The 20,761-nt window shown below is 71.8% G+C and carries 17 protein-coding genes; 8 read left to right on the top strand and 9 right to left on the bottom strand.

Annotated elements, in window-relative coordinates; translation table 11 throughout:
- Positions 1-34: 34 nt before the first annotated feature.
- The 3 genes from BLW82_RS18620 to BLW82_RS18610 form a co-directional block, all read right to left on the bottom strand.
- Complete coding sequence (locus tag BLW82_RS18620; protein ID WP_093499941.1) at positions 35-1,279, bottom strand: DUF5667 domain-containing protein; 1,245 nt, start codon at positions 1,277-1,279, stop codon at positions 35-37.
- A 233-nt stretch (positions 1,280-1,512) separates the two neighbouring features.
- Positions 1,513-2,355, bottom strand: coding sequence for an ECF subfamily RNA polymerase sigma factor, BldN family (locus tag BLW82_RS18615; protein ID WP_093499939.1), 843 nt, complete (start codon positions 2,353-2,355; stop codon positions 1,513-1,515).
- A 409-nt stretch (positions 2,356-2,764) separates the two neighbouring features.
- Entirely contained in the window at positions 2,765-3,688 is a 924-nt protein-coding gene (locus tag BLW82_RS18610; protein WP_093499937.1) for an HAD family hydrolase, read from the bottom strand.
- Between the two features lie 148 nt (positions 3,689-3,836).
- Here BLW82_RS18610 and BLW82_RS18605 point away from each other — a divergent pair, with 148 nt between their 5' ends.
- From BLW82_RS18605 to hemB, 6 genes are all read left to right on the top strand, one after another.
- Complete coding sequence (locus tag BLW82_RS18605) at positions 3,837-4,112, top strand: glutaredoxin family protein (protein ID WP_093508123.1); 276 nt, start codon at positions 3,837-3,839, stop codon at positions 4,110-4,112.
- 281 nt (positions 4,113-4,393) lie between these two features.
- Entirely contained in the window at positions 4,394-5,149 is a 756-nt protein-coding gene (locus tag BLW82_RS18600) for a redox-sensing transcriptional repressor Rex (protein WP_093499935.1), read from the top strand.
- Entirely contained in the window at positions 5,146-6,846 is a 1,701-nt protein-coding gene (locus BLW82_RS18595) for a glutamyl-tRNA reductase (RefSeq protein WP_093499932.1), read from the top strand. Before BLW82_RS18600 ends, BLW82_RS18595 begins: the two co-directional genes overlap by 4 nt.
- Complete coding sequence (gene hemC, locus BLW82_RS18590; RefSeq protein WP_093499930.1) at positions 6,843-7,811, top strand: hydroxymethylbilane synthase; 969 nt, start codon at positions 6,843-6,845, stop codon at positions 7,809-7,811. Before BLW82_RS18595 ends, hemC begins: the two co-directional genes overlap by 4 nt.
- A complete protein-coding gene (locus tag BLW82_RS18585; RefSeq protein WP_093499928.1) occupies positions 7,808-9,514 on the top strand; it encodes a bifunctional uroporphyrinogen-III C-methyltransferase/uroporphyrinogen-III synthase in 1,707 nt (568 codons plus the stop codon). Before hemC ends, BLW82_RS18585 begins: the two co-directional genes overlap by 4 nt.
- 307 nt (positions 9,515-9,821) lie before the next feature.
- A complete protein-coding gene (gene hemB, locus BLW82_RS18580) occupies positions 9,822-10,814 on the top strand; it encodes a porphobilinogen synthase (RefSeq protein ID WP_093499926.1) in 993 nt (330 codons plus the stop codon).
- Positions 10,815-10,843: 29 nt separating this feature from the next.
- On the opposite strand, the gene BLW82_RS18575 is transcribed toward hemB, so the two are convergent.
- Positions 10,844-11,065: a hypothetical protein gene (locus tag BLW82_RS18575; protein WP_093499923.1), complete on the bottom strand. Its 222-nt coding sequence runs from the start codon at positions 11,063-11,065 to the stop codon at positions 10,844-10,846.
- A gap of 288 nt (positions 11,066-11,353) precedes the next feature.
- Between BLW82_RS18575 and BLW82_RS18570 the strand changes: the two genes are divergently transcribed.
- Positions 11,354-12,559 carry an aminotransferase-like domain-containing protein gene (locus BLW82_RS18570; RefSeq protein WP_093499921.1) on the top strand — a complete coding sequence of 402 codons (1,206 nt, stop codon included), beginning with the start codon at positions 11,354-11,356 and terminating at the stop codon, positions 12,557-12,559.
- A 13-nt stretch (positions 12,560-12,572) separates the two neighbouring features.
- Here the strand turns inward: BLW82_RS18570 and BLW82_RS18565 are convergent, their stop codons facing one another.
- Positions 12,573-13,346, bottom strand: a complete 774-nt coding sequence (locus tag BLW82_RS18565) for a DUF4253 domain-containing protein (protein WP_093499919.1) — start codon at positions 13,344-13,346, stop codon at positions 12,573-12,575.
- A gap of 49 nt (positions 13,347-13,395) precedes the next feature.
- A complete protein-coding gene (argS, locus tag BLW82_RS18560; protein ID WP_093499917.1) occupies positions 13,396-15,153 on the bottom strand; it encodes an arginine--tRNA ligase in 1,758 nt (585 codons plus the stop codon).
- A 346-nt stretch (positions 15,154-15,499) separates the two neighbouring features.
- On the opposite strand from argS, the gene lysS reads away from it, so the two are divergent.
- Positions 15,500-17,242 (top strand): lysine--tRNA ligase, encoded by a 1,743-nt coding sequence (gene lysS, locus BLW82_RS18555; protein WP_093508122.1) that lies wholly within the window; start codon positions 15,500-15,502, stop codon positions 17,240-17,242.
- 71 nt (positions 17,243-17,313) lie between these two features.
- Here the strand turns inward: lysS and BLW82_RS18550 are convergent, their stop codons facing one another.
- The 3 genes from BLW82_RS18550 to BLW82_RS18540 all read right to left on the bottom strand — a co-directional run bounded on the left by BLW82_RS18550 (position 17,314) and on the right by BLW82_RS18540 (position 20,625).
- Positions 17,314-18,618 (bottom strand): DUF2637 domain-containing protein, encoded by a 1,305-nt coding sequence (locus BLW82_RS18550; RefSeq protein ID WP_093499915.1) that lies wholly within the window; start codon positions 18,616-18,618, stop codon positions 17,314-17,316.
- Positions 18,619-18,717: 99 nt separating this feature from the next.
- The gene (locus tag BLW82_RS18545) at positions 18,718-19,614 is read right to left on the bottom strand and encodes a DUF3558 domain-containing protein (RefSeq protein ID WP_177232989.1); all 897 of its coding nucleotides are present in this window, start codon (positions 19,612-19,614) and stop codon (positions 18,718-18,720) included.
- Positions 19,615-19,746: 132 nt separating this feature from the next.
- A complete protein-coding gene (locus BLW82_RS18540; protein ID WP_093499913.1) occupies positions 19,747-20,625 on the bottom strand; it encodes a hypothetical protein in 879 nt (292 codons plus the stop codon).
- Positions 20,626-20,761: the final 136 nt, after the last annotated feature.

The raw sequence follows: 20,761 nt of genomic DNA, 5'->3' as shown, positions 1-20,761 counted from the left end.
GCCCCGGAAGGGGCGCGGGGTGACACCGCGTTGATCAGTTGCCGCTGTCCTGGCTGTCGATGCCCAGGCCCGGTAGCAGCCCCGGCAGGAGCGGGGGCAGGGTGACGTCCGGTGCGCTGGAGGCGGACTTGGACGGGGGCGGGGTGCTGGAACCGGTCTTCGGGGGGTCCAGGAGGCCGCCCGTGGTGCCGCCGATGAGGCCGTTGTCGGCGCTGCCGGAGGCCGAGCCGCTGGGGCTGCCGGTGCCGGTCTCGTGGCCCGAGGAGGAGCTGCCGGAGGAGGACGGTGCCGTCGACCGGTGGGTGCCGGAGGACCCGGTGGACGCCGGGTCGGAGTCCTGCCTGCCGGTGCCGCCGCCGGTGTTCTGGGACGGCTGGGGAAGCAGGGACTGCAGCGGGGCGACCTCTTGGTCTATGGCGTCGAAGACCGACGACACCTGCTGGCTGACGTCCCCGAGCTGGACCGGCAGCCTCTCGCGCAGGGCGCCCCAGGCCTCGCGGTGGGACTGGGCGAACGCGGACAGGGCCTGGATGGGACCCAGCGAGTTCGGGTCGCGCTCGTACGCCTCGTGGAGCAGGCGGTGGCCCTCGGTGACGTCGTGCTGCATCCCGGACAGGGTGCGGCGGATCTCGCCGATCGACTCGTGGTCGAGGTGACCGCCGCGGTCCCGCTCCATGAGCCGGCGGGCCTCCATCAGCCGGGTCGAGGCCTGGTCGAGGTACGTCTGGCCGCGCTGGTCGTCGCCGTCGGACAGGTAGTTGAGCTTGAAGTCCTCGATGCCGCGTTTGAGGCCGTACAGGGAGTCGCCGGGCAGGGCGTCGGAGCTGGCGGCGGCGACCCCGCCGAAGGCTCCGGCGGCCACGCCGACGCTCAGGCCGCCCGCGGCGAGCCCCTTGGTGAGCCGGGAACGCGGCCGCAGCTTGCCCAGCGGACTGGCCCGGTGCGCGCCCTTGGCACGGGACGCGCGCTGCTCGGGTACCGAAGCGTCCGCCGCCCCGCCCAGGGTGCCCTCCGCCAGCATGGCCTCCATCGCGGCCACCAGCTGGGCCCGCTGGACGACCTTGACCTCCGGGTCGAGCTCTGGCTTGGGCAGCGCGGCGAGCCCGGTCGCCAGGGCCAACAGCTCGCCCCGCTCGGTCCGTTCGGCCCGGTCCGGGGCGGCCGGTGGATCGCTCGCCGGTTCTCCGGACGGCTCGGCCGCCGGGTCCCGGTCGGGCTGCTCCTCCAGAGCCTGGGCGAAGGCGTTCGCCCGCCGGTGGGCCGATACGTTCGCGATCACTGGCGGCACCTCCTCTCGTCATCACGGTCGACTCCCCAGGGGGTCCTGAGGGTTGCACGCCCTCAACCAGTCCACACGATCGGGTGATCGGGGCTGGCCGGACGTGACCACAGGGAGCCTGTATCCCGCACAACGAGCGGCTCGGCACTTGGGTTACGGACGGCCGGTGATCGGCTGAGAAAGGCAACGCACCTTGACGGAGCGTGAGTTGAGCGTCGCCCAGGGTGGCCGGTTCAGCGGGCGTCGTCCGGGAGGAGCCGGGCGAGAGTGCGCACGGCCCGGTACTGGAGGGTCTTGATGGCGCCCTCGTTCTTGCCCATCACGCGGGCGGTCTCGGCGACCGAGAGTCCCTGGAGGAAGCGGAGCGTCACGCACTCCTGCTGCTGGGGGTTGAGGCGTCGTACGGCGTCGAGCAGGGCCGCGTTGGAGAGGGACTCCAGGACGGAGTCCTCGGGGGAGCGCTCGACCTCGTTGGCGTCGAGCATCTCGCCGGTGGTGACCTCCAGGCGGAAGCGGCTCGACTTGAAGTGGTCGGCGACCAGGTTGCGGGCGATCGTGACCAGCCAGGCGCCGAAGTCACGGCCCTGCCAGGTGAAGGTGCCGATCCTTCTGAGCGCCCGCAGGAACGTCTCGCTGGTCAGGTCCTCGGCGGTCGCCTTGCCGCCGACGCGGTAGTAGATGTACCGGTACACGGTGTCGCTGTACTGGTCGTAGAGGCGCCCGAAGGCGTCGGCCTCGCCGGCCTGGGCGCGCTCCACGAGGTCCATCATCCGGGCGCTGTCGCTGTCCGCGGCCGGGCGGCGGGTGGTGGTGCCGGTGCCGGCACCGGTGCTGCGGCCGCGTCTGCCCACCCCCCGGCCGTCGCCGGACCGGCGGCCCTCGACGACGGCGCTGCGCGCCGGCACCTGTTCCATGCCGTCGGCCAGTGCGTAGCACGGGCCGACGGGGGCGGCGGTGGCGAAGGCGGGGACGGCGTACGCGGTCGGGACAAGGCCGCGCAGCGTCTCTTTGACCGTCGCGACTGTTGCGCGCAGCGTAGCCAGGCCCGAGGCGTCAACCCCGACGTGTGGGTACACGGGACTCCCAGAGGCAGAGCTTCCATCACGTGCAGTACGGAACCTTTCACCCGTCGTAGCGACGGAGGGGAACCGGTTTGCGTCTGAGGAGAATAACGCTTCGTGCAGGCACTGCTACACCGAGTTGCTCAAATCATCGATTGCGTCGCTTCTGTAACCGTTTGGAGCCGCCTCAAGAGCCCTAGAGTGACCGGTTGTTGAACGAAAACGTGCGGGTTTCGGCGATGTGCGGGGCGTGTTGGGGTGACGGCGCGATAATTCGGGGCGCGTGGCGGGGGGTGCCGCTCAAAGGGCACGGCTGGGCAGCGCCCGGTGAGGGGCGCGGGGAGCTGTGTGACCAGCCACGTCGTACGCGCAGGCGGGAACGGGCCGCGGTGCTACGGCGATGTCCTGCCCGGTCGGCGCCGAACTATCGACGCCGTCGGCTCAACGCGATCGCGGCCGCGGTGCCACCGGCCACCGCGCCGACCCCGGCCGCCGCCGGGATGCCTACCTTCGCCGCCTTGCGCCCCGTGCGGTAGTCGCGCAGCCGCCAGTCCAGTTCGCGGGCGTGTTTGCGCAGCTTGGTGTCGGGGTTGATGGCGTAGGGGTGGCCGACCAGGGAGAGCATCGGGATGTCGTTGTGCGAGTCGCTGTAGGCCGCGCAGCGGGAGAGGTCGAGGCCCTCGGCGGCGGCCAGGGCGCGTACCGCCTCCGCCTTGGCGGGCCCGTGCAGGGGCTCGCCGACCAGCTTGCCGGTGTAGACGCCGTTCACCGACTCGGCGACCGTGCCCAGCGCGCCGGTCAGGCCCAGCCGGCGGGCGATCACGCCGGCGATCTCCACCGGGGCCGCGGTGACGAGCCACACCTTCTGGCCCGCGTCCAGGTGGGCCTGGGCGAGGGCGCGGGTGCCGGGCCAGATGCGCTCGGCCATGTACTCGTCGTAGATCTCCTCGCCGATGGTCTGGAGCTCGGCGACACGGTGGCCCTTGACGATGGAGAGGGCCGAGTCGCGGGCGTCCTGCATGTGCTCGGGGTCCTCGACGCCGGCCAGCCGGAACCACGCCTGCTGCCAGGCGAACCGGGCGAGGTCGCGGGTCTCGAAGAACTTCCGTTTGTACAGGCCGCGGCCGAAGTGGAAGATGGCGGCGCCCTGCATGACGGTGTTGTCCAGGTCGAAGAACGCGGCGGCCTTGTCGTCGCCGAGCACCGGGAAGTCCGGCTCCGCGGCCTCGTCGAGGGGCGCCGTCGCTTCCTGGTTCTTGCGCGCGGCCTCCGCCGAGGCCTCGCCTGCCAACACGCTCCGCGCCGTGGCGGAGCGCCTACGGGGAGTGAGCCATCCGAGAGCGGCCATGTCGTGAGCATAGCCAGTCTGTTCGGGAGTTCCGGAGTCACGGGAGTTGGCACGGTGTGAACTCTCCGCGACCGGGTCGTTAAACAAGGCGAAGAACCCGTGCAGAAGACGGCGGACATGCCCTCCCAGGGGCGGGACAATGGACGTCATGAGTCCCCTCTTTGGCCGGAAGGCGCCCGCGCCGAGTGCGCGATCGGTCACCCTCATCCGTAAACCCGGCTGCCATCTGTGTGATGACGCACAGGTCGTGGTCGAGAAGGTGTGCGGCGACCTCGGAGTGCCCTGGGAGCAGCAGGACATCACCCAGGATTCACGACTGCACGATCTCTACTGGGAACAGATCCCCGTGGTACTCGTCGACGGCGAACAGCACACCTTCTGGCGCGTGAACGAGGAACGGCTCCGCAAGGCACTGACCGACTAGTCCAAACCGGCTGGAAAAGTCGCTTAGGATCGACGGCGGCTTGGTCTCGGGGGCGGGATGCGTGAGGAGTGTGTACGGTTTTGCCCCCAATAGAGAGGGAGCGCGAGCGCTTGTGCGCCGGTTCCGGACAGCTGCGCCGGGGGCGCGTGACCCCGGTCACGTTGGCCGGGCAAATCGGACACCATCTTTGTGCACGCGTTCACAAAGACATAGCCTGCTGTCGACGGGGCGGTCTGGGTACGTGTGACCGTCCGCAGCCCCGCTCAACCTGTTGGAGCACCGTGGCAACTGGCCGAACTCACCGACCGGCGACCCGCAGCCGAGGGATCCCCGAGGCCACCGTCGCCCGGCTTCCGCTGTACCTCCGCGCTCTGACCGCACTGTCGGAGCGCTCGGTCCCCACGGTCTCCTCGGAGGAACTGGCCGCGGCCGCGGGAGTCAACTCCGCCAAGCTGCGCAAGGACTTCTCCTACCTGGGTTCGTACGGAACACGCGGTGTCGGCTACGACGTCGAGTATCTCGTCTACCAGATCTCCCGTGAGCTGGGCCTGACCCAGGACTGGCCGGTCGTGATCGTCGGCATCGGAAACCTGGGCGCCGCCCTGGCCAACTACGGCGGGTTCGCCTCCCGTGGCTTCCGGGTCGCCGCCCTGATCGACGCCGACCCGGCGATGACCGGACGGCAGGTCGCCGGGATCGCCGTGCAGCACAGCGACGACCTGGAGAAGATCATCTCCGACAACGGCGTCTCCATCGGCGTGATCACCACCCCGCCGGGCGTCGCCCAGCAGGTGTGCGACCGCCTGGTGGCCGCCGGGGTCACCTCCATCCTGAACTTCGCGCCGACCGTGCTCTCCGTCCCGGACGGCGTCGACGTACGCAAGGTCGACCTCTCCATCGAGCTGCAGATCCTCGCCTTCCACGAGCAGCGCAAGGCGGGCGAGGAGCACGAGAGCGCGGCCGCGCCGGCCGCCGCCCACCAGGACGCCGGTGAGCAGGGACCCGACGGGGACGTACCCGCCGTGATGCCGGCATGAGTCTGCTCGTCGTCGGGCTGAGCCACCGCAGTGCCCCCGTCAGCGTCCTGGAGCGGGCCGCCCTCGGCGCGGACGCCCAGGTCAAGCTGGTCCAGGACACGGTCGCCGCCGAGCCGGCCACCGAGGCCGCGGTCCTCGCCACCTGCAACCGCATCGAGCTCTACGCCGACGTGGACAAGTTCCACGCCGGGGTCGCCGAGCTGTCCACGCTGCTCGCCCAGCACAGCGGGGTCGGACTCGACGAGCTCACCCCCTATCTCTACGTGCACTACGAGGACCGTGCCGTCCACCACCTGTTCTCGGTGGCCTGCGGGCTCGACTCGATGGTGGTCGGCGAGGGGCAGATCCTCGGGCAGATCAAGGACTCCCTGGCCCGCGCGCAGGAGCTGCACAGCGCCGGGCGGCTGATGAACGACCTGTTCCAGCAGGGGCTCAGGGTCGGCAAACGCGCCCACTCCGAGACCGGGATCGACCGGGCCGGACAGTCCCTGGTCACCTTCGGCCTCGAGCAGCTGGCCGCCGGCGGCGCTGTGGAGGACTGGGCCAAGGGCAAGAAGGCGCTGGTCATCGGCGCCGGATCGATGTCCTCGCTGGCCGCGGCGACGCTGGCGCGGGCGGGGGTCGCGGAGATCGTCGTGGCGAACCGCACGTACGACCGTGCGGAACGGCTCGCGCAGATCCTGAACGACGCCGACGACACGGACGTGGTGGCCCGCGCGGTACCGATGGACGCGGTGCCGGGCGAGCTGACACGTGCCGACGTCGCCGTCTCCTGCACGGGGGCGACGGGGGTGGTGCTGACCGCGGAGGCCGTCGCCGCGGCGGTCGAGGGCCGCACGGGTGAGCCGGTCGCCGAGATCGACGTACGGCGGGCGCCGAAGCAGCCGCCCTCCGCCGCCGCCGGACTCGCCGCCGACGAGAACTGCCCCCTCGACCTCACCGCCGAGCAGAGCGGTTTCTCCGTGATGGGCGAGGCCGCCGTCGCCGGGATGGCCGCGGCGGAGCTGGAGCAGCACGCGGCCTGGGTGGACAACGGGACCGTCGACATCCGGGAGACCGGCCGTCGTGCGCCCGAGAGCCCCGAGGCCGAGGCCGAGCTGATCGGGGCGCTGGCCGCGGCCGCCGCCCGGGTCGGCCGGATCCCGGAGCGGCGCAGGCCGGAGCCGGTCGCCGGGTTCGCCCGGCCCGCCCCCGCGCTCTTCCTCCTCGACCTCGCCATGCCCCGCGACATCGACGCGGCCGCGCACCGGCTGGCCGGGGTGCGGCTGGTCGACATCGAGTCGCTGGCGGAGGCGTCCGCGGACGCGCCGATGGCGGCCGACGTGGACCAGGTGCGGAGGATCGTTTCGGACGAGGTCGCCGCCTTCGGCGCGGCCCAGCGGGCGGCGCACATCACGCCCACCGTGGTGGCGCTGCGGACGATGGCCGCCGACGTCGTCGCGGGCGAGATCGCACGGCTCGACGGACGCCTGCCCGACCTGGACGAACGCCAGCGCGGCGAGATCCGGCAGGCCGTGCACCGGGTCGTCGACAAGCTGCTGCACGCGCCGACCGTACGGGTCAAGCAGCTCGCGGCCGAGCCCGGCGGCGCCGGGTACGCGGACGCGCTGCGGACCCTGTTCGACCTCGACCCCGAGACGGTGGCCGCCGTCTCCCGGGCCGTGGACAGCACAGACGAGAAGGACCGACCGGCATGAGTGACAATCCACTGAAGCCACTGCGGCTGGGGACCAGGCGATCCAGACTCGCCATGGCCCAGTCCGGGCAGGTGGCGGAGGCCGTACACCGGGTGACCGGCCGGCCCGTCGAACTCGTGGAGATCACCACGTACGGCGACACCTCCCGCGAGCACCTCGCACAGATCGGTGGCACGGGCGTCTTCGTGACCGCCCTGCGGGACGCGCTGCTGCGCGGCGAGGTCGACTTCGCGGTTCACTCGCTCAAGGACCTCCCGACCACCCAGCCCGCCGACCTGGTGCTGGCGGCCGTACCGGTGCGCGAGGACCCGCGGGACGTGGTCGTCGCCCGGGACGCGCTGAAGTTCACCGACCTGCCGCGCGGGGCGCGCATCGGCACCGGTTCGCCGCGCCGGGCGGCGCAGCTGAACGCGTATGCGCTCGCCCACGGGCTGGACATCGAGACCGTGCCGATCCGGGGGAACGTCGACACCCGGATCGGATACATACGCGACGGCGAACTCGATGCCGTCGTGCTGGCGGCGGCCGGCCTGAGCCGCATCGGCCGCATCGACGAGGTGACCGACTTCCTGTCGGTCGACACGGTTCTGCCCGCCCCCGGCCAGGGGGCACTGGCGATCGAGTGCGCCGCGGACAACGCGGAGCTCATCGCAGCGCTCGGGGAACTCGACGACCCGTTCACGCGGGCCGCCGTGACCGCCGAGCGATCACTGCTCGCCGCCCTGGAGGCCGGCTGCTCCGCCCCTGTGGGCGCGCTTGCCGACCTTCTGGCCGACGGGCAGATTGTCAAGGAAATGCGCCTGCGGGCCGTCGTCGGCACGACCGACGGCACCCGTACGGTGCAGATGTCCACCACCGGTCCCGTGCCCGAGACATACGACCAGGCGACGGCGCTCGGTCGCGAACTCGCCGCCGAGATGCTTGCCCAGGGCGCGGCCGGTCTGATGGGGGAGCGAGCACAGTGAGCCCCACCAACCTTCCCGCCGGCCTGGAACACGGGCACGTCACCTTCCTGGGTGCCGGACCCGGGGATCCGGGACTGCTGACCTTGCGTGCCGTGGAGGCACTGTCCAGCGCGGACGTCCTGGTCGCCGAGCACGACGTGCTCGACGTGATCAGAAGCCACGCCAGGCAGGGCGTCTCCGTCGTGACCACGAATCCGGATCCGTCGTCGGACCCGTATCCGGGCACAGGCACGCCTCAACTCACGGTTGTTGACGGCGCGTCAACAACCGCTTCCCTCCCGCCCGTGCGGGATGCGGCTCATCTTGTCATGGAGGCCGCGCGGGGTGGCAGGCGGGTCGTCCGTGCGGTGTCCGGGGACCCGGGACTTGATACGTACGCGACCGAGGAAATGCTCGCCTGCGTGGCCGCGGGTGTGCCGTTCGAGGTCGTGCCGGGTGTCGCGACCGCGGTGGGGGTGCCGGCGTACGCCGGTGTGCCGCTGCGGGACGCGCAGGGCGCGGACGTCCGCTTCGTGGACGCCCGTACCGCCTCGGACCGGTGCTGGACCGAGGTCGGTGCCTCGGACGGCACGGTGGTCGTGTCGACGACCCTCGACTCGGTGGCCGCGGCCGCCGGGGAACTGGTCGCCGCCGGCCGCAAGCCGGACACCCCGCTGACGGTCACCGTCGCCGGTACGACGACCCGGCAGCGCACCTGGACCGCCACCCTCGGCACCATCGCGCAGACCCTGAAGCAGGCGAAGGTGCTGCCCTCGCCGGACGGCGGCCGGCCGGTGATAGCCGTGGTCGGTGAGCGGTCCGCCGCGGCCCAGCGCGACCAGTTGTCGTGGTTCGAGTCCAAGCCGCTGTTCGGCTGGAAGGTGCTCGTGCCGCGCACGAAGGAGCAGGCGGCGTCCCTCTCCGACCAGCTGCGGTCGTACGGTGCCGTGCCGCACGAGGTGCCGACGATCGCCGTCGAGCCGCCGCGCACGCCCCAGCAGATGGAGCGGGCCGTGAAGGGGCTCGTCACCGGACGCTACGAGTGGATCGCCTTCACCTCGGTCAACGCCGTCAAGGCGGTCCGGGAGAAGTTCGAGGAGTACGGGCTCGACGCCCGTGCCTTCGCCGGGATCAAGGTCGCGGCGGTGGGCGAGCAGACCGCGAAGGCGCTGGTCGCCTTCGGCGTGAAGCCGGATCTGGTGCCGAGCGGTGAGCAGAGCGCCGCGGGGTTGCTGGAGGACTGGCCGCCCTACGACCCGGTCTTCGACCCGATCGACCGCGTCTTCCTGCCGCGCGCCGACATCGCCACCGAGACGCTGGTCGCCGGGCTCATCGAACTCGGGTGGGAGGTGGACGACGTGACCGCCTACCGGACGGTGCGGGCGTCGCCGCCGCCGGCCGACACCCGGGAGGCGATCAAGGGCGGCGGCTTCGACGCGGTGCTCTTCACGTCGTCGTCGACCGTGCGGAACCTGGTGGGCATCGCCGGGAAGCCGCACAACGTCACGGTGATCGCCTGCATCGGGCCCGCCACGGCCAAGACGGCCGAGGAGCACGGGCTGCGGGTGGACGTGATGGCTCCGGAGCCGTCGGCCGCGAAGCTGGCGGAGGCGCTGGCGGAGTTCGGTCTGCGCAGGCGCGCGAGCGCGCTGGAGGCCGGCGATCCGGTGACCCGGCCGAGCGAGCGGCGGCCGGGGGCGCGCAGGAGGCGCACCACCACGTGAGCCGCGTGAGCTACGTGAGGTGAGGGGGTCCGGGGCTGCGCCCCCGGGCCCCCTTTCGCGTGTCGCCGGTCGTCCGCGGGTGCGGGGAGGCTGGGCGCGCGGTTCCTGCCCCAGCCGTCGGCCGGGGTGGGTCAGCCTTCGGACGGGGTGGGTCAGCCTTCGGACGGGGTGGGTCAGCCTTCGGACGGGGTGGGTCAGCCTTCGGACGGGGTGGGTCAGCCTTCGGACGGGGTGCCCCAGCGCCGCTTCGGGGGCGCCGACGCCGAGTCGGTAAGGGTGCTCTTGTGGCGGGCGTAGCGTAGAGGGCATGACGAAGTACGGCTCCTTCCCCGGCACGCGGCCGCGGCGGCTGCGGACCACCCCCGTCATGCGGCGCATGGTCGCCGAGACCCGGCTGCACCCCGCGGACTTCATCCTCCCGGCGTTCGTCAGGGAGGGGGTGAGCGAGCCGGTGCCGATCGCCGCCATGCCCGGCGTCGTGCAGCACACCAGGGACAGCCTGAAGAAGGCGGCCGCCGAGGCGGTCGAGGCGGGCATCTCCGGGATCATGCTGTTCGGGGTGCCGGAGGAGGGGAAGAAGGACGCCCTCGGGACCCCCGGTACCGACCCGGACGGGATTCTGCAGGTCGCGCTGCGGGACGTGCGCGCCGAGGTCGGCGACGACCTGCTCGTGATGTCCGATCTCTGTCTCGACGAGACGACCGACCACGGGCACTGCGGGGTCCTCGACGCCGAGGGCCGCGTCGACAACGACGCCACGCTGGAGCGGTACGCCGAGATGGCCCAGGTGCAGGCCGACGCGGGCGCCCATGTCGTCGGGCCCAGCGGGATGATGGACGGCCAGATCGGTGTCGTCCGCGACGCGCTCGACCAGATCGGCCGCGAGGACGTCGCGATCCTCGCCTACACCGCGAAGTACGCCTCCGCCTTCTACGGCCCCTTCCGCGAGGCCGTCGGGTCCTCGCTGAAGGGCGACCGCAAGACCTACCAGCAGGACCCCGCCAACGTGCGGGAGTCGCTGCGGGAACTCGCCCTCGACCTGGAGGAGGGGGCCGACATGGTGATGGTCAAGCCGGCCGGGCCCTACCTCGACATCCTCGCGCGGGTCGCCGACTCGGTGGACGTGCCGGTCGCCGCCTACCAGATCTCCGGCGAGTACTCGATGATCGAGGCCGCCGCCGAGAAGGGCTGGATCGACCGTGACCGCGCGATCCTGGAGACCCTGACCGGCATCAGGCGGGCCGGCGCGCAGAACATCCTCACCTACTGGGCGGTGGAGGCCGCCCGGATGCTGGGCTGACCGCGGACGACGGTTCCCCCGGGGCGCGTTCAGGACGTCTGCGCGGGCGTCGGCGCCAAGGGCCCGGGTGCCGGGCCCCGGGCGGGATCGGCGCCGGGCCGGACGCGGGCCGCGGAGGAGGACGGGCCCTCGTCGCGTACGCCCTGGCCGTCCCGGCACCCGCTCAGTGCGGTCGCGGCGACCAGCGCCAGGGCGGCTGCCGCGAGGACACGGCGGCGGCCCGCGGCCGGGGTGCGGTGCGTGGCGGACATACGAGGGCTCCCTTGACGATCTCGGCGCGGTCGGCGGTCCCGAAGCATCCTCAGCCTGTGGTGCGGCCCGGCCGAACCGCCAGACTTCACGGGCGATTCGGGACGCCTGAGCCCGGTCCACCCCGCTGAACTGCGCGGATCACGCCGCGTGGGACGGCGGCACGGGACGACCGAGCACCCCGGAACACGGATCCCGCGCCGCTCGTCCGCATCGCGGAATCACCGGTGTAGACGGCACGTACCTCTCTACGCTCCAGCCAAGACGAGGATCAGCCGGAGGAGCCGTCCATGACCGTCACCCCTGCCCCCGCGGCTGGCTCTGCCCAACTGCCGCCGCTCGCCGCCCGGTCCCGGACCGTCGGCGGGTCACCCGTGCGGGAGATCCTCGCGGTCACCGCCCGGCCCGAGGTGATCAACTTCGCGGGCGGGCTCCCGGCCCCCGAACTCTTCGACCGGGAGGGCATCGCCGCCGCCTTCCACACGGTCCTCGGGGAGGTGCCGGAGCGGGCCCTGCAGTACTCGACGACCGAGGGCGAACCGGCGCTGCGGCAGCGGCTCGCGGCACGCATCTCCGCGCGGGGCCTGTCCACCGAGGCCGACGACCTCCTCGTCACCACCGGCTCCCAGCAGGCGCTCTCCCTCCTCGCGAGCGCCCTGATCGACCCCGGCGACACGATCCTCGTCGAAAGCCCCTGTTACCTGGCGGCACTTCAGGTGTTCGGACTGGCCGGCGCACGCGTACTGCCGGTGCCCGGGGACGCGGACGGCGTCGACCCGGCCGCCCTGGAGGAGCTCATCCGCGCCGAACGGCCCAAACTCCTCTACCTCGTCCCGACCTTCCAGAACCCCACCGGCCGCACCGTGCCCGCAGCCCGCCGCGCCGCCCTGGCCACGACCGCCGCCCGGCACGGCCTGTGGATCATAGAGGACGACCCCTACGGCGAACTGCGCTACGACGGCGACCACATCCCCTGGATCGCGTCCTTCCCCGGCGCCGAGGACCGGACGGTCCTGCTCGGCTCCTTCTCCAAGGTCATGGCCCCCGGCCTGCGGCTCGGCTGGCTCCGCGCCCCCGGCACCCTGCGCCGCGCCTGCGCGGTGGCCAAACAGGCGGCCGACCTGCACACCCCGACCCTCAACCAACTCGCCGCCGCCCGCTACCTGGACGTGCTCGACACCCACGTCGCCAAGGTGCGCGCGGTGTACGGCGAACGCCGGGACGCCATGCTCGCCGGCCTCGCCGACGCCCTCCCGGCCGGCTCCACCTGGGACCGGCCCGAGGGCGGCATGTTCCTCTGGGCCAGGCTCCCGTCGTCGTACGACACCACCGCGCTGCTCCGCCAGGTGGTGGAGCAGAACGTGGCCTACGTCCCCGGCGAGCCCTTCTACGCCGCCGACCCCGACCGCTCGACGCTGCGGCTGTGCTTCGTGACGCAGACGCCGGAGCAGATCGCGGAAGGGCTGCGGAGGCTGGCCAAGGGCCTGGGCAGCTAGCCGGGGCCGGGGCTCAGTCCCACCAGAAGTGCCACAGCCGCTCGCCGACCAGCCGCTCGGCGTACGACGAGAGGGTGTCGTCCTCGCCGGGCAGCACGGCGTACGGGCAGAAGGCGAAGTGCTCGGCGGCGACCGCCTCCGCCTCGTCGAGGTCGGCGGGCGGGGCGGCGACGGACAGCGCGAGGTGGTCGAAGCCGAGCGCCACCAGCCGGACGCCGAACCGGTCCTCCCAGGAGCGCAGCACCGCGGACAGCCGGGCCACGTCCTCCTCGTAGTTCACCGGGCCGCTCCAGCCGATGGCCGCCGGTATGTCCGCGCTGCGCCGGGCGGACACCAGCGCCAGATGCGGCTCCTTCAGCCAGGGCCGCCCCTGGCTCAGCGCGTCGGCGACGTCCGCGGCCCGCGAGTCCGGATCGGCTACCAGCGCCGCGGAGGGGGCGAGCCCCGGCCACTCCTCGCCCTCCGGCGGGTCCTCCTCCCAGTAGTCCTCCAGCACCTCGTCGGCGTCGTGGTCCCCCGGGTACGACGTCTCCTCGGGGGCGAAGTCCCAGTCGTCGAGCTCGGACACGTCGATGAGCACCGGCAGCAGCCCCGCACGGGCGGCAGGCGCGCCCAGCGCGGTCCAGGTCCCGGGCCCGGCGGGCTGCCCGGCGTACCACAGCAACGGCGCGTGCCACGGGCCGTCCAGCGCGTCGTCGAGCAGTGTCCCGGGCGGGAGTTGAAGCCCAAGCGACCGACCACTCGGGTCAGTTGCCAGCTTGGGCAGCGGGTTGGGAAGAGTCGCCATGGCAGTGACTGTAAGGGGCGCCACTGACAACGCCGTCCCCGACCAGGGATCAGAGCTTCTCGGGCGTCCTGATGCCCAGCAGCGCCATGCCCTGGTGCAGGGTGCGGGCCGTGATGTCGCACAGGAGGAGGCGGTTCTCCACCTGCTGCGGGGTGTCGGCCTTGAGGACCGGGCACTTGTCGTAGAACGACGTGTAGAGGGACGCCAGCTGGTACAGGTACGCGGCCAGCTTGTGCGGGGCGTACTCCGCCGCCGCCTCGAAGACGGTGTCGCCGAACGCGTCCACGTGCAGGCCCAACGCCCGCTCCGCCGCGTGCAGTTCCAGCTCCGGGTGGGCGGCGGGCCGGACCTCTCCCGCCTTGCGCAGGATCGACCGGATCCGGGCGTACGCGTACTGGAGGTAGACGGACGTGTCGCCGTTCAGCGAGACCATCTGGTCCAGGTCGAACTTGTAGTCCCGGTTCGGCGACGTCGACAGGTCCGCGTACTTCACGGCCCCGATGCCGACCTGCTGGGCCCGCTCCTGGATCTCGTCCTCGGTCAGGTCCTGGGCCTTCTCCCGGACCACCTCGGCGGCCCGCTGCACGGCCTCGTCCAGCAGGTCCTCCAGCCGGACGGTCTCGCCCTCACGGGTCTTGAACGGCTTGCCGTCCGCGCCCAGCACCGTGCCGTAGCCCATGTTGTGCGCGGTGACCTCGTCGGTGAGCCAGCCCGCCCGCCGGGCCGCCTCGAAGACCATCTTGAAGTGCAGCGATTGGCGGACGTCCACGACGTAGAGCAGCGAGGTGGCGTGCAGGTCCCGGACCCGGTTGCGGATCGCGGTCAGGTCGGAGGCCGCGTAGCCGAAGCCGCCGTCCGCCTTCTGCACGATCAGCGGGACCGGCTGGTCGTCCTTGCCCCGGATGTCGTCGAAGAAGACGACCAGGGCGCCCTCGGAGCGGACCGCGACGCCCATCTCCTCCAGCAGCCGGGCGGTCTCGGGCATGCCGTCGTTGTACGCCGACTCGCCGACGATCTCGTCGTCCCGGATCTCCATGTCCAGCTTCTCGAAGACCGAGTAGAAGTAGACCTTCGACTCGTCCACGAACCGCTGCCACAGGTCGAGGGTCTCCTTGTCGCCGGACTGCAGGGCGACCACCCGCTTCCGCGCCCGCTCCTTGAACGCCTCGTCCGTGTCGAAGACCGCCCGGGACGCCTTGTAGACCCGGTTCAGGTTCGACATGGCCTGCTCGCCGTCCGTGTCGGTCTCCGGGGACAGCTGGTCCGGGTTCTCGATCAGGTACTGGATGAGCATGCCGAACTGGGTGCCCCAGTCGCCGATGTGGTGCCGGCCGATCGTCCGCTCGCCGGTGAAGTCGAGCATGCCGCGCAGGGCGTCGCCGATCACCGCGGAGCGCAGGTGGCCGACGTGCATCTCCTTGGCCACGTTCGGCTGGGCGTAGTCGATGACCGTGATGCCCGGGTCGGCCTTGGCGGCCACGCCGAGCCGGTCGCCGTCCGCGTACCGGGCGGCCAGGTTCTCGGTGATCGCCCTGTCGGAGAGGGTGATGTTGAGGAAGCCGGGGCCGGAGACCTCGACGTCCTGGATCAGGTCCGCGCCGGTGGTGATGTGGGAGACGACCTGGGTCGCCAGCTCCCGCGGGTTCGCCTTGGCCTTCTTGGCGGCGGCGAGGATGCCGTTCGCCTGGTAGTCGGCCCGGTCGCTGCGTCGCAGCAGCGGGTCGACGGTGGCCTCCGGCAGGGCGGCGGACAGGGCGTCGGTGAGCTGCTGGTTGACGGAGGCGCTGAGGGGCGTGACCGGGGCCATGGGGTGGGAGCCGTTTCTCCTCGTGGGGTTTGGTAGACGGGTCCAGTATTTCACGGGGGGTAAAGGGGTTTTCGCGGCTACGAGCTCGGGAGCGGCGGTGTGCTGCCGGGTGCGGCGCCGTGGGGGCTGGTCGCGCAGTTCCCCGCGCCCCCCGGACGGCGGCTGCGCCGCCTCCCGGGCGCAGTTCCCCGCGCCCCCCGGGACGGCGGCTGCGCCCCCCGAACGGCGGCGTCGCCGCCTCTCAGGGGCGCCCCGATAACCCGTTTTCGTGGATTCGACCTCGGCTGGGACAATGGAGCGGTCAGCCGTGCGACCGTACCGGCTGTCCCGTGCCAGAAAGAAGGACGTGCCGATCGTGGCTCAGAGCACCGAGACCACCGACTGGGTCTCCCGTTTCGCGGATGAGGTCATCGAGGAGTCGGAGCGTCGGGCCCCGGGCAAACCCGTCGTCGTCGCGTCCGGGCTCTCGCCGTCAGGGCCCATCCACCTCGGCAACCTCCGCGAGGTCATGACCCCGCACCTGGTCGCCGACGAGGTGCGGCGGCGCGGGCACCAGGTCCGGCACCTGATCTCCTGGGACGACTACGACCGCTACCGCAAGGTCCCGGCCGGGATCGCCGGCGTCGACGAGTCCTGGGCCGAGCACATCGGCAAGCCGCTCACCTCGGTGCCCGCCCCGCACGGCTCCGCGTACCCGAACTGGGCCGAGCACTTCAAGGCCGCGATGATCGAGTCGCTGGCCGAGCTGGGCGTGGAGTTCGACGGGATCAGCCAGACCGCGCAGTACACCTCCGGCGTGTACCGCGAGCAGATCCTGCACGCCATGAAGCACCGCGGTGACATCGACGCGATCCTCGCCCAGTACCGGACCAAGCCGAAGACCGGCAAGAAGCCCCAGCAGAAGGCCGTCGACGAGGCCGAGCTGGAGGCCGAGGAGGGCTCGGGCGCGGCGAGCGAGGACGACGGCTCGTCCGGCTCCGCCGGGTACTTCCCGTACAAGCCGTACTGCGGCTCCTGCGGCAAGGACCTCACCACCGTCACGGCGTACGACGACGACACCACCGAGCTGAGCTACACCTGCGACGAGTGCGGGTTCTCCGAGACCGTCCGGCTCAGCGAGTTCAACCGCGGCAAGCTGGTCTGGAAGGTCGACTGGCCCATGCGGTGGGCCTTCGAGGGCGTGATCTTCGAGCCGAGCGGGGTGGACCATTCGTCGCCGGGGTCGTCGTTCCAGGTCGGCGGGCAGATCGTCGGGATCTTCGGGGGCAAGCAGCCCATCGGGCCCATGTACGCCTTCGTGGGCATCAGCGGCATGGCGAAGATGTCGTCCTCCCGGGGCGGAGTGCCCACCCCGGCCGACGCGCTGAAGATCATGGAGCCGCAGATCCTGCGCTGGCTCTACGCCCGGCGCAGGCCCAACCAGTCCTTCAAGATCGCCTTCGACCAGGAGATCCAGCGCCTCTACGACGAGTGGGACAAGCTGGACGCCAAGGTCGCGGACGGGTCCGCGCTGCCCGGTGACATCGCCGCGCACTCGCGTGCCGTCCGCACGGCCGTCGGCGAGCTGCCCCGGACGCCGCGCCCGCTGCCGTACCGGACCCTCGCCTCCGTCGCCGACATCACGGCCGGGCACGAGGACCAGGCGCTGCGCATCCTCAGCGAGCTGGACCCGGCCAACCCGCTGGGCTCGGTGGACGAGGCCCGGCCGCGGTACGACAAGGCCGAGGCCTGGATCAACACCCAGGTGCCGGCCGACCAGCGCACGATCGTGCGGGACGAGCCGGACGCCGAACTGCTGAAGTCCCTCGACGAGGCGTCCCAGCAGTCGGTACGGCTGCTGCTCGACGGGCTCGCCGACCACTGGTCGCTCGACGGGCTGACCCACCTCGTGTACGGCGTGCCCAAGGTCCAGGCCGGGTTCTCCGCCGACGCCACCCCGAAGGAACTGCCGCCGGAGATCAAGACGGCCCAGCGGACGTTCTTCGCGCTCCTGTACCACCTGCTGGTGGGCCGGGACACGGGGCCGCGGCTGCCCACGCTGCTGCTCGCGGTCGGGCAGGACCGGGTACGGGCCCTGCTCGGGGCGTGACGCCGGCATGAACAAGGGGCCCTCCGTCGAGGAGGGCCCCTTCTTCATGCCGCACGCCGTGCGTGACTCGCCTACGCGATGTGGTCGTCCTGGAGCTCCGCCGTGTGGCGGTTCGTGAAGCGGTTGACCATGCGGTCGGCCTCGCGCTGCGGGAGCGTGGTGCCGAAGGTCGCCTCCACGTCGCCCCTGAACTGGCTGGAGCTGGGGTAGCCGCCGTCTATCGACTTCTTGAAGACCAGGTAGAAGTCCTCCTCGGTCGGCTCCGGCGGGCCGCCGCCCTCGCCGAGCTCACGGGTGCGGCCCGGGCCGGACGGGATGGGGAAGCTGCCGGTCGTCTCCGACGGGGACTCCTCGGGCAGCGGCTGCTGCTCCTGGGGCGCCTGGGTGAGCTGTTCCTGCTGGTACTGCTCCTGCCGGTACTGCTCCTGCTGGTAGCGCAGCTGCTCCTGCTCGTACCAGGCCGCGTACTGCTCCTCGGTGTACGAGGGGTCGTACGGCGGCTCGTAGGAGGGGTCGTAGTCGCCCTGGTACTCGACCTGCTGGGGGCTCCTGGCGTGCAGCCAGGGGTTGATCTCCGGATCGGGCACCGCCTGCGGCACGGGCTGCTCGGTGCGCGGGGCGGGGACCAGTGCCGGGCGCTGCCCGTCCTGCGCCGGTGCCGCCGGGGCGGGAGCCGCCACCGCCGGCGCCGGGGCCGGCAGCAGCACCGGGAGGTCGATGCCGGCCGCCGCCAGGCCTTCCGGGGCCGTGTCCGCCAGCGGGACGCCGTACTTGGCCAGCCGCAGCGGCATCAGGGACTCCACGGGAGCCTTCCTGCGCCAGGCCCGGCCGAACCGGGAGCGGAGCCGCGCCTGGTAGACGAGACGTTCCTGCTCCAGCTTGATGACCTGGTCGTAGGAGCGCAGCTCCCACAGCTTCATCCGGCGCCACAGGAGGAAGGTCGGCACCGGGGAGAGCAGCCAGCGGGTGAGGCGCACCCCCTCCATGTGCTTGTCCGCCGTGATGTCGGCGATCCGGCCGATCGCGTGCCGGGCCGCCTCGACCGCCACCACGAACAGCACCGGGATCACCGCGTGCATGCCGACACCGAGCGGGTCCGGCCAGGCCGCCGCGCCGTTGAAGGCGATCGTCGCGACGGTCAGCAGCCAGGCCGTCTGCCGCAGCAGCGGGAAGGGGATGCGGATCCAGGTCAGCAGCAGGTCAAGGGCGAGCAGGACGCAGATGCCCGCGTCGATGCCGATCGGGAACACATAGGCGAAGTTCCCGAAGCCCTTCTTGATGGCCAGTTCGCGGACGGCCGCGTACGAGCCGGCGAAGCCGATACCGGCGATGATCATCGCGCCGGTCACGACCACGCCGATGAGAACGCGGTGCATCCGAGTCAGCTGTATGGGCGCGGCCACCGGTACTCCCCTCCCCTTGCCAGTTGTTGCGCGCAACAGGGTGGCACATCAGTGCGGCGTACGTGTGGCCGGTCAGCCCTTCTTGGCTGACGACTTGGAAGGCGAGGGGGACGGCGAGGCCGACTTGGAGGCCGACTTCGAGGGCGTCGCCGCAGGTGAACTCGGTGCGGGAGCCGCGCCGTTGGCCGTCGCCACCGACGTCACCGCCTCCGCGGTCGCCTTCTGAGCCGCCTTTGTCAGAGCGTCCGCGTCCGGTGCCTTTCCGCCCGCCAGACCCGCACCGTTGTAGTCGAGGGTGACGACGACGTTCGCGGCCCGGGCCACGACCGTCTGCTGCTTGAAGGCGCCCTCCTTCTTCTTCAGGTCGTAGCGCACCGCCGTCGCCTGGTCCCCGGCCCCGGACACCGGCGCCGACTTGGTGTTCTTGGCGCCCGCCACCGACTGGGCGGCCTGCACCTGGCTCGTGTAGTACGCCTCCGCCTGCTTCTCGCCCGAACCCCGGCCGGCGTCCGAGTCGAAGCGCAGGAAGGAGATGTTGAGCCAGCGGAACTGCGAGCCCTTCACACCGTTGCTGTCCAGGCTGCTCCACGAGCAGCTGCCCCGCGTGGCCACGTCGTCCGACGTGCCCTCCTTGCCCGACTTCACGCCCTTCGGCACCAGCGAGGTGAGTGTCTTCTTCGACAGCACCGCACACGGCTTCGGCAGCTTCGCGTACTTCGCCGCCTGGACCTCCGGCGAAGCCGCCGAGGAACCGCCGGCGGCGGCCGACCCGGCGGCGGCGGATTCCGAACTCCCGCCTGTCCCCTGCGCGGCGGCGTCCGAGTCCGAGGAGCAGGCCGTCGCGAACAGCGCCACGGCGGGGACGGCGGCCGCGCAGACGAGACCGCGGCGCAGGCGCCCTGCCCGCCGCTGTGCCTTCCGCCCGTTCCGGGCACGCTGGTCGTCTGACTGGACTGCTACTCGCTGCATGGTTCCTTCACTCACACGTTCGGGGTTCCTGCGGTCGGATCGGGTCCGAGGGGCCACGGTACGCGGTGAGGAAGCTGTGCGGTTCCGGTTCAGGTCCTTTGCGGGTGGGGTGCGGAGGGCGTGCGGGAACCCTCAGCCGTTGAGGGCCTCGGCCAGCCGCCCGGCCAGATTCTGCGCCCTGTCCTGCATTTCCTTGCTGTCCGGCACGGTCCCGGTGGCCATCGGCTGCTCCTCGTAGACGATGGTCACGACGACGTTCGACGTGCGGAACACCACAGTCACCGTCCGCTGTTCGGCCGTCGAACCCGAGCCGCTGAGCTGGTCGTCGAGATAGGCCTCGTCGCCGAGATCGGAGAGGGCGCGCGGCTGGAGACCGGCCGGGGTGGCGGAGGACGAGGAGGACGGGTCGGCGGATCCGCCGGGGGACCCGGAGGGCGACGCGGACGAGGACGCGGACGACGACGCGGACGACGACGAGGTCGCGGACGGGGAGTCCGACGCGGACGTCGACGCCGACGCCGACGGCGACGGTGATTCCGTCTCGGCCGGGCTCGGGGGCGCGGACTCGGGGATGTCCGCCGCCGTCTCCAGCCGCGTGTAGATCGTCTGCGCCTCGCTGTCGTCGCTGACGGCGTTGTCGTACGACACGACCCGTTCGAAATCGACGGACAGCCGGTCCGTGGCGTCGGTGGACTCGACCTTCCAGTGGCAGCCGACCTTGCGGTCGGTGTCGTAGGTGAGCGCCGCGTCGCCCGCGTACGCCTTGTCGCGCTGTTGCTCGTCGGTGATCTGGGCGATGCCCGGCAGGAGCGAGTCGAGGGTGTCGTGGCCGACCGCGCCGCAGGCCTCCGGGAGGGTGCGGTACTTGCCGGGCTGGGCGGCGACGGTGGAGGTGCTGGTGTCCGCGTTCTTGTCGCTCGTGTCGTCGCCACCGCTGGAACCGCTCGTGCAGCCGGCCAGCAGGGCCGCGAGAAGGGCGGCGATGCCGGTTGCGTACGCCTTCCGCTGCACGGTCAGGCTCCTTCCGTTCACTGGTCCGCTCGGTCCTGCTCCAGTGTCCCCGCTGGTTAATCGCTTGCCGCAGCGGGGCGTCCCCTGGAGACAATGTCTATCGCACGCACTGCTGTGAACGCCGGTCCCCTGTCTG

Source organism: Streptomyces sp. Ag109_O5-10 (assembly GCF_900105755.1).
Classification (GTDB): domain Bacteria; phylum Actinomycetota; class Actinomycetes; order Streptomycetales; family Streptomycetaceae; genus Streptomyces.
Note: the sequence above shows the minus strand (reverse complement) of the source record. Positions and strands in the feature narration are given on the sequence as shown.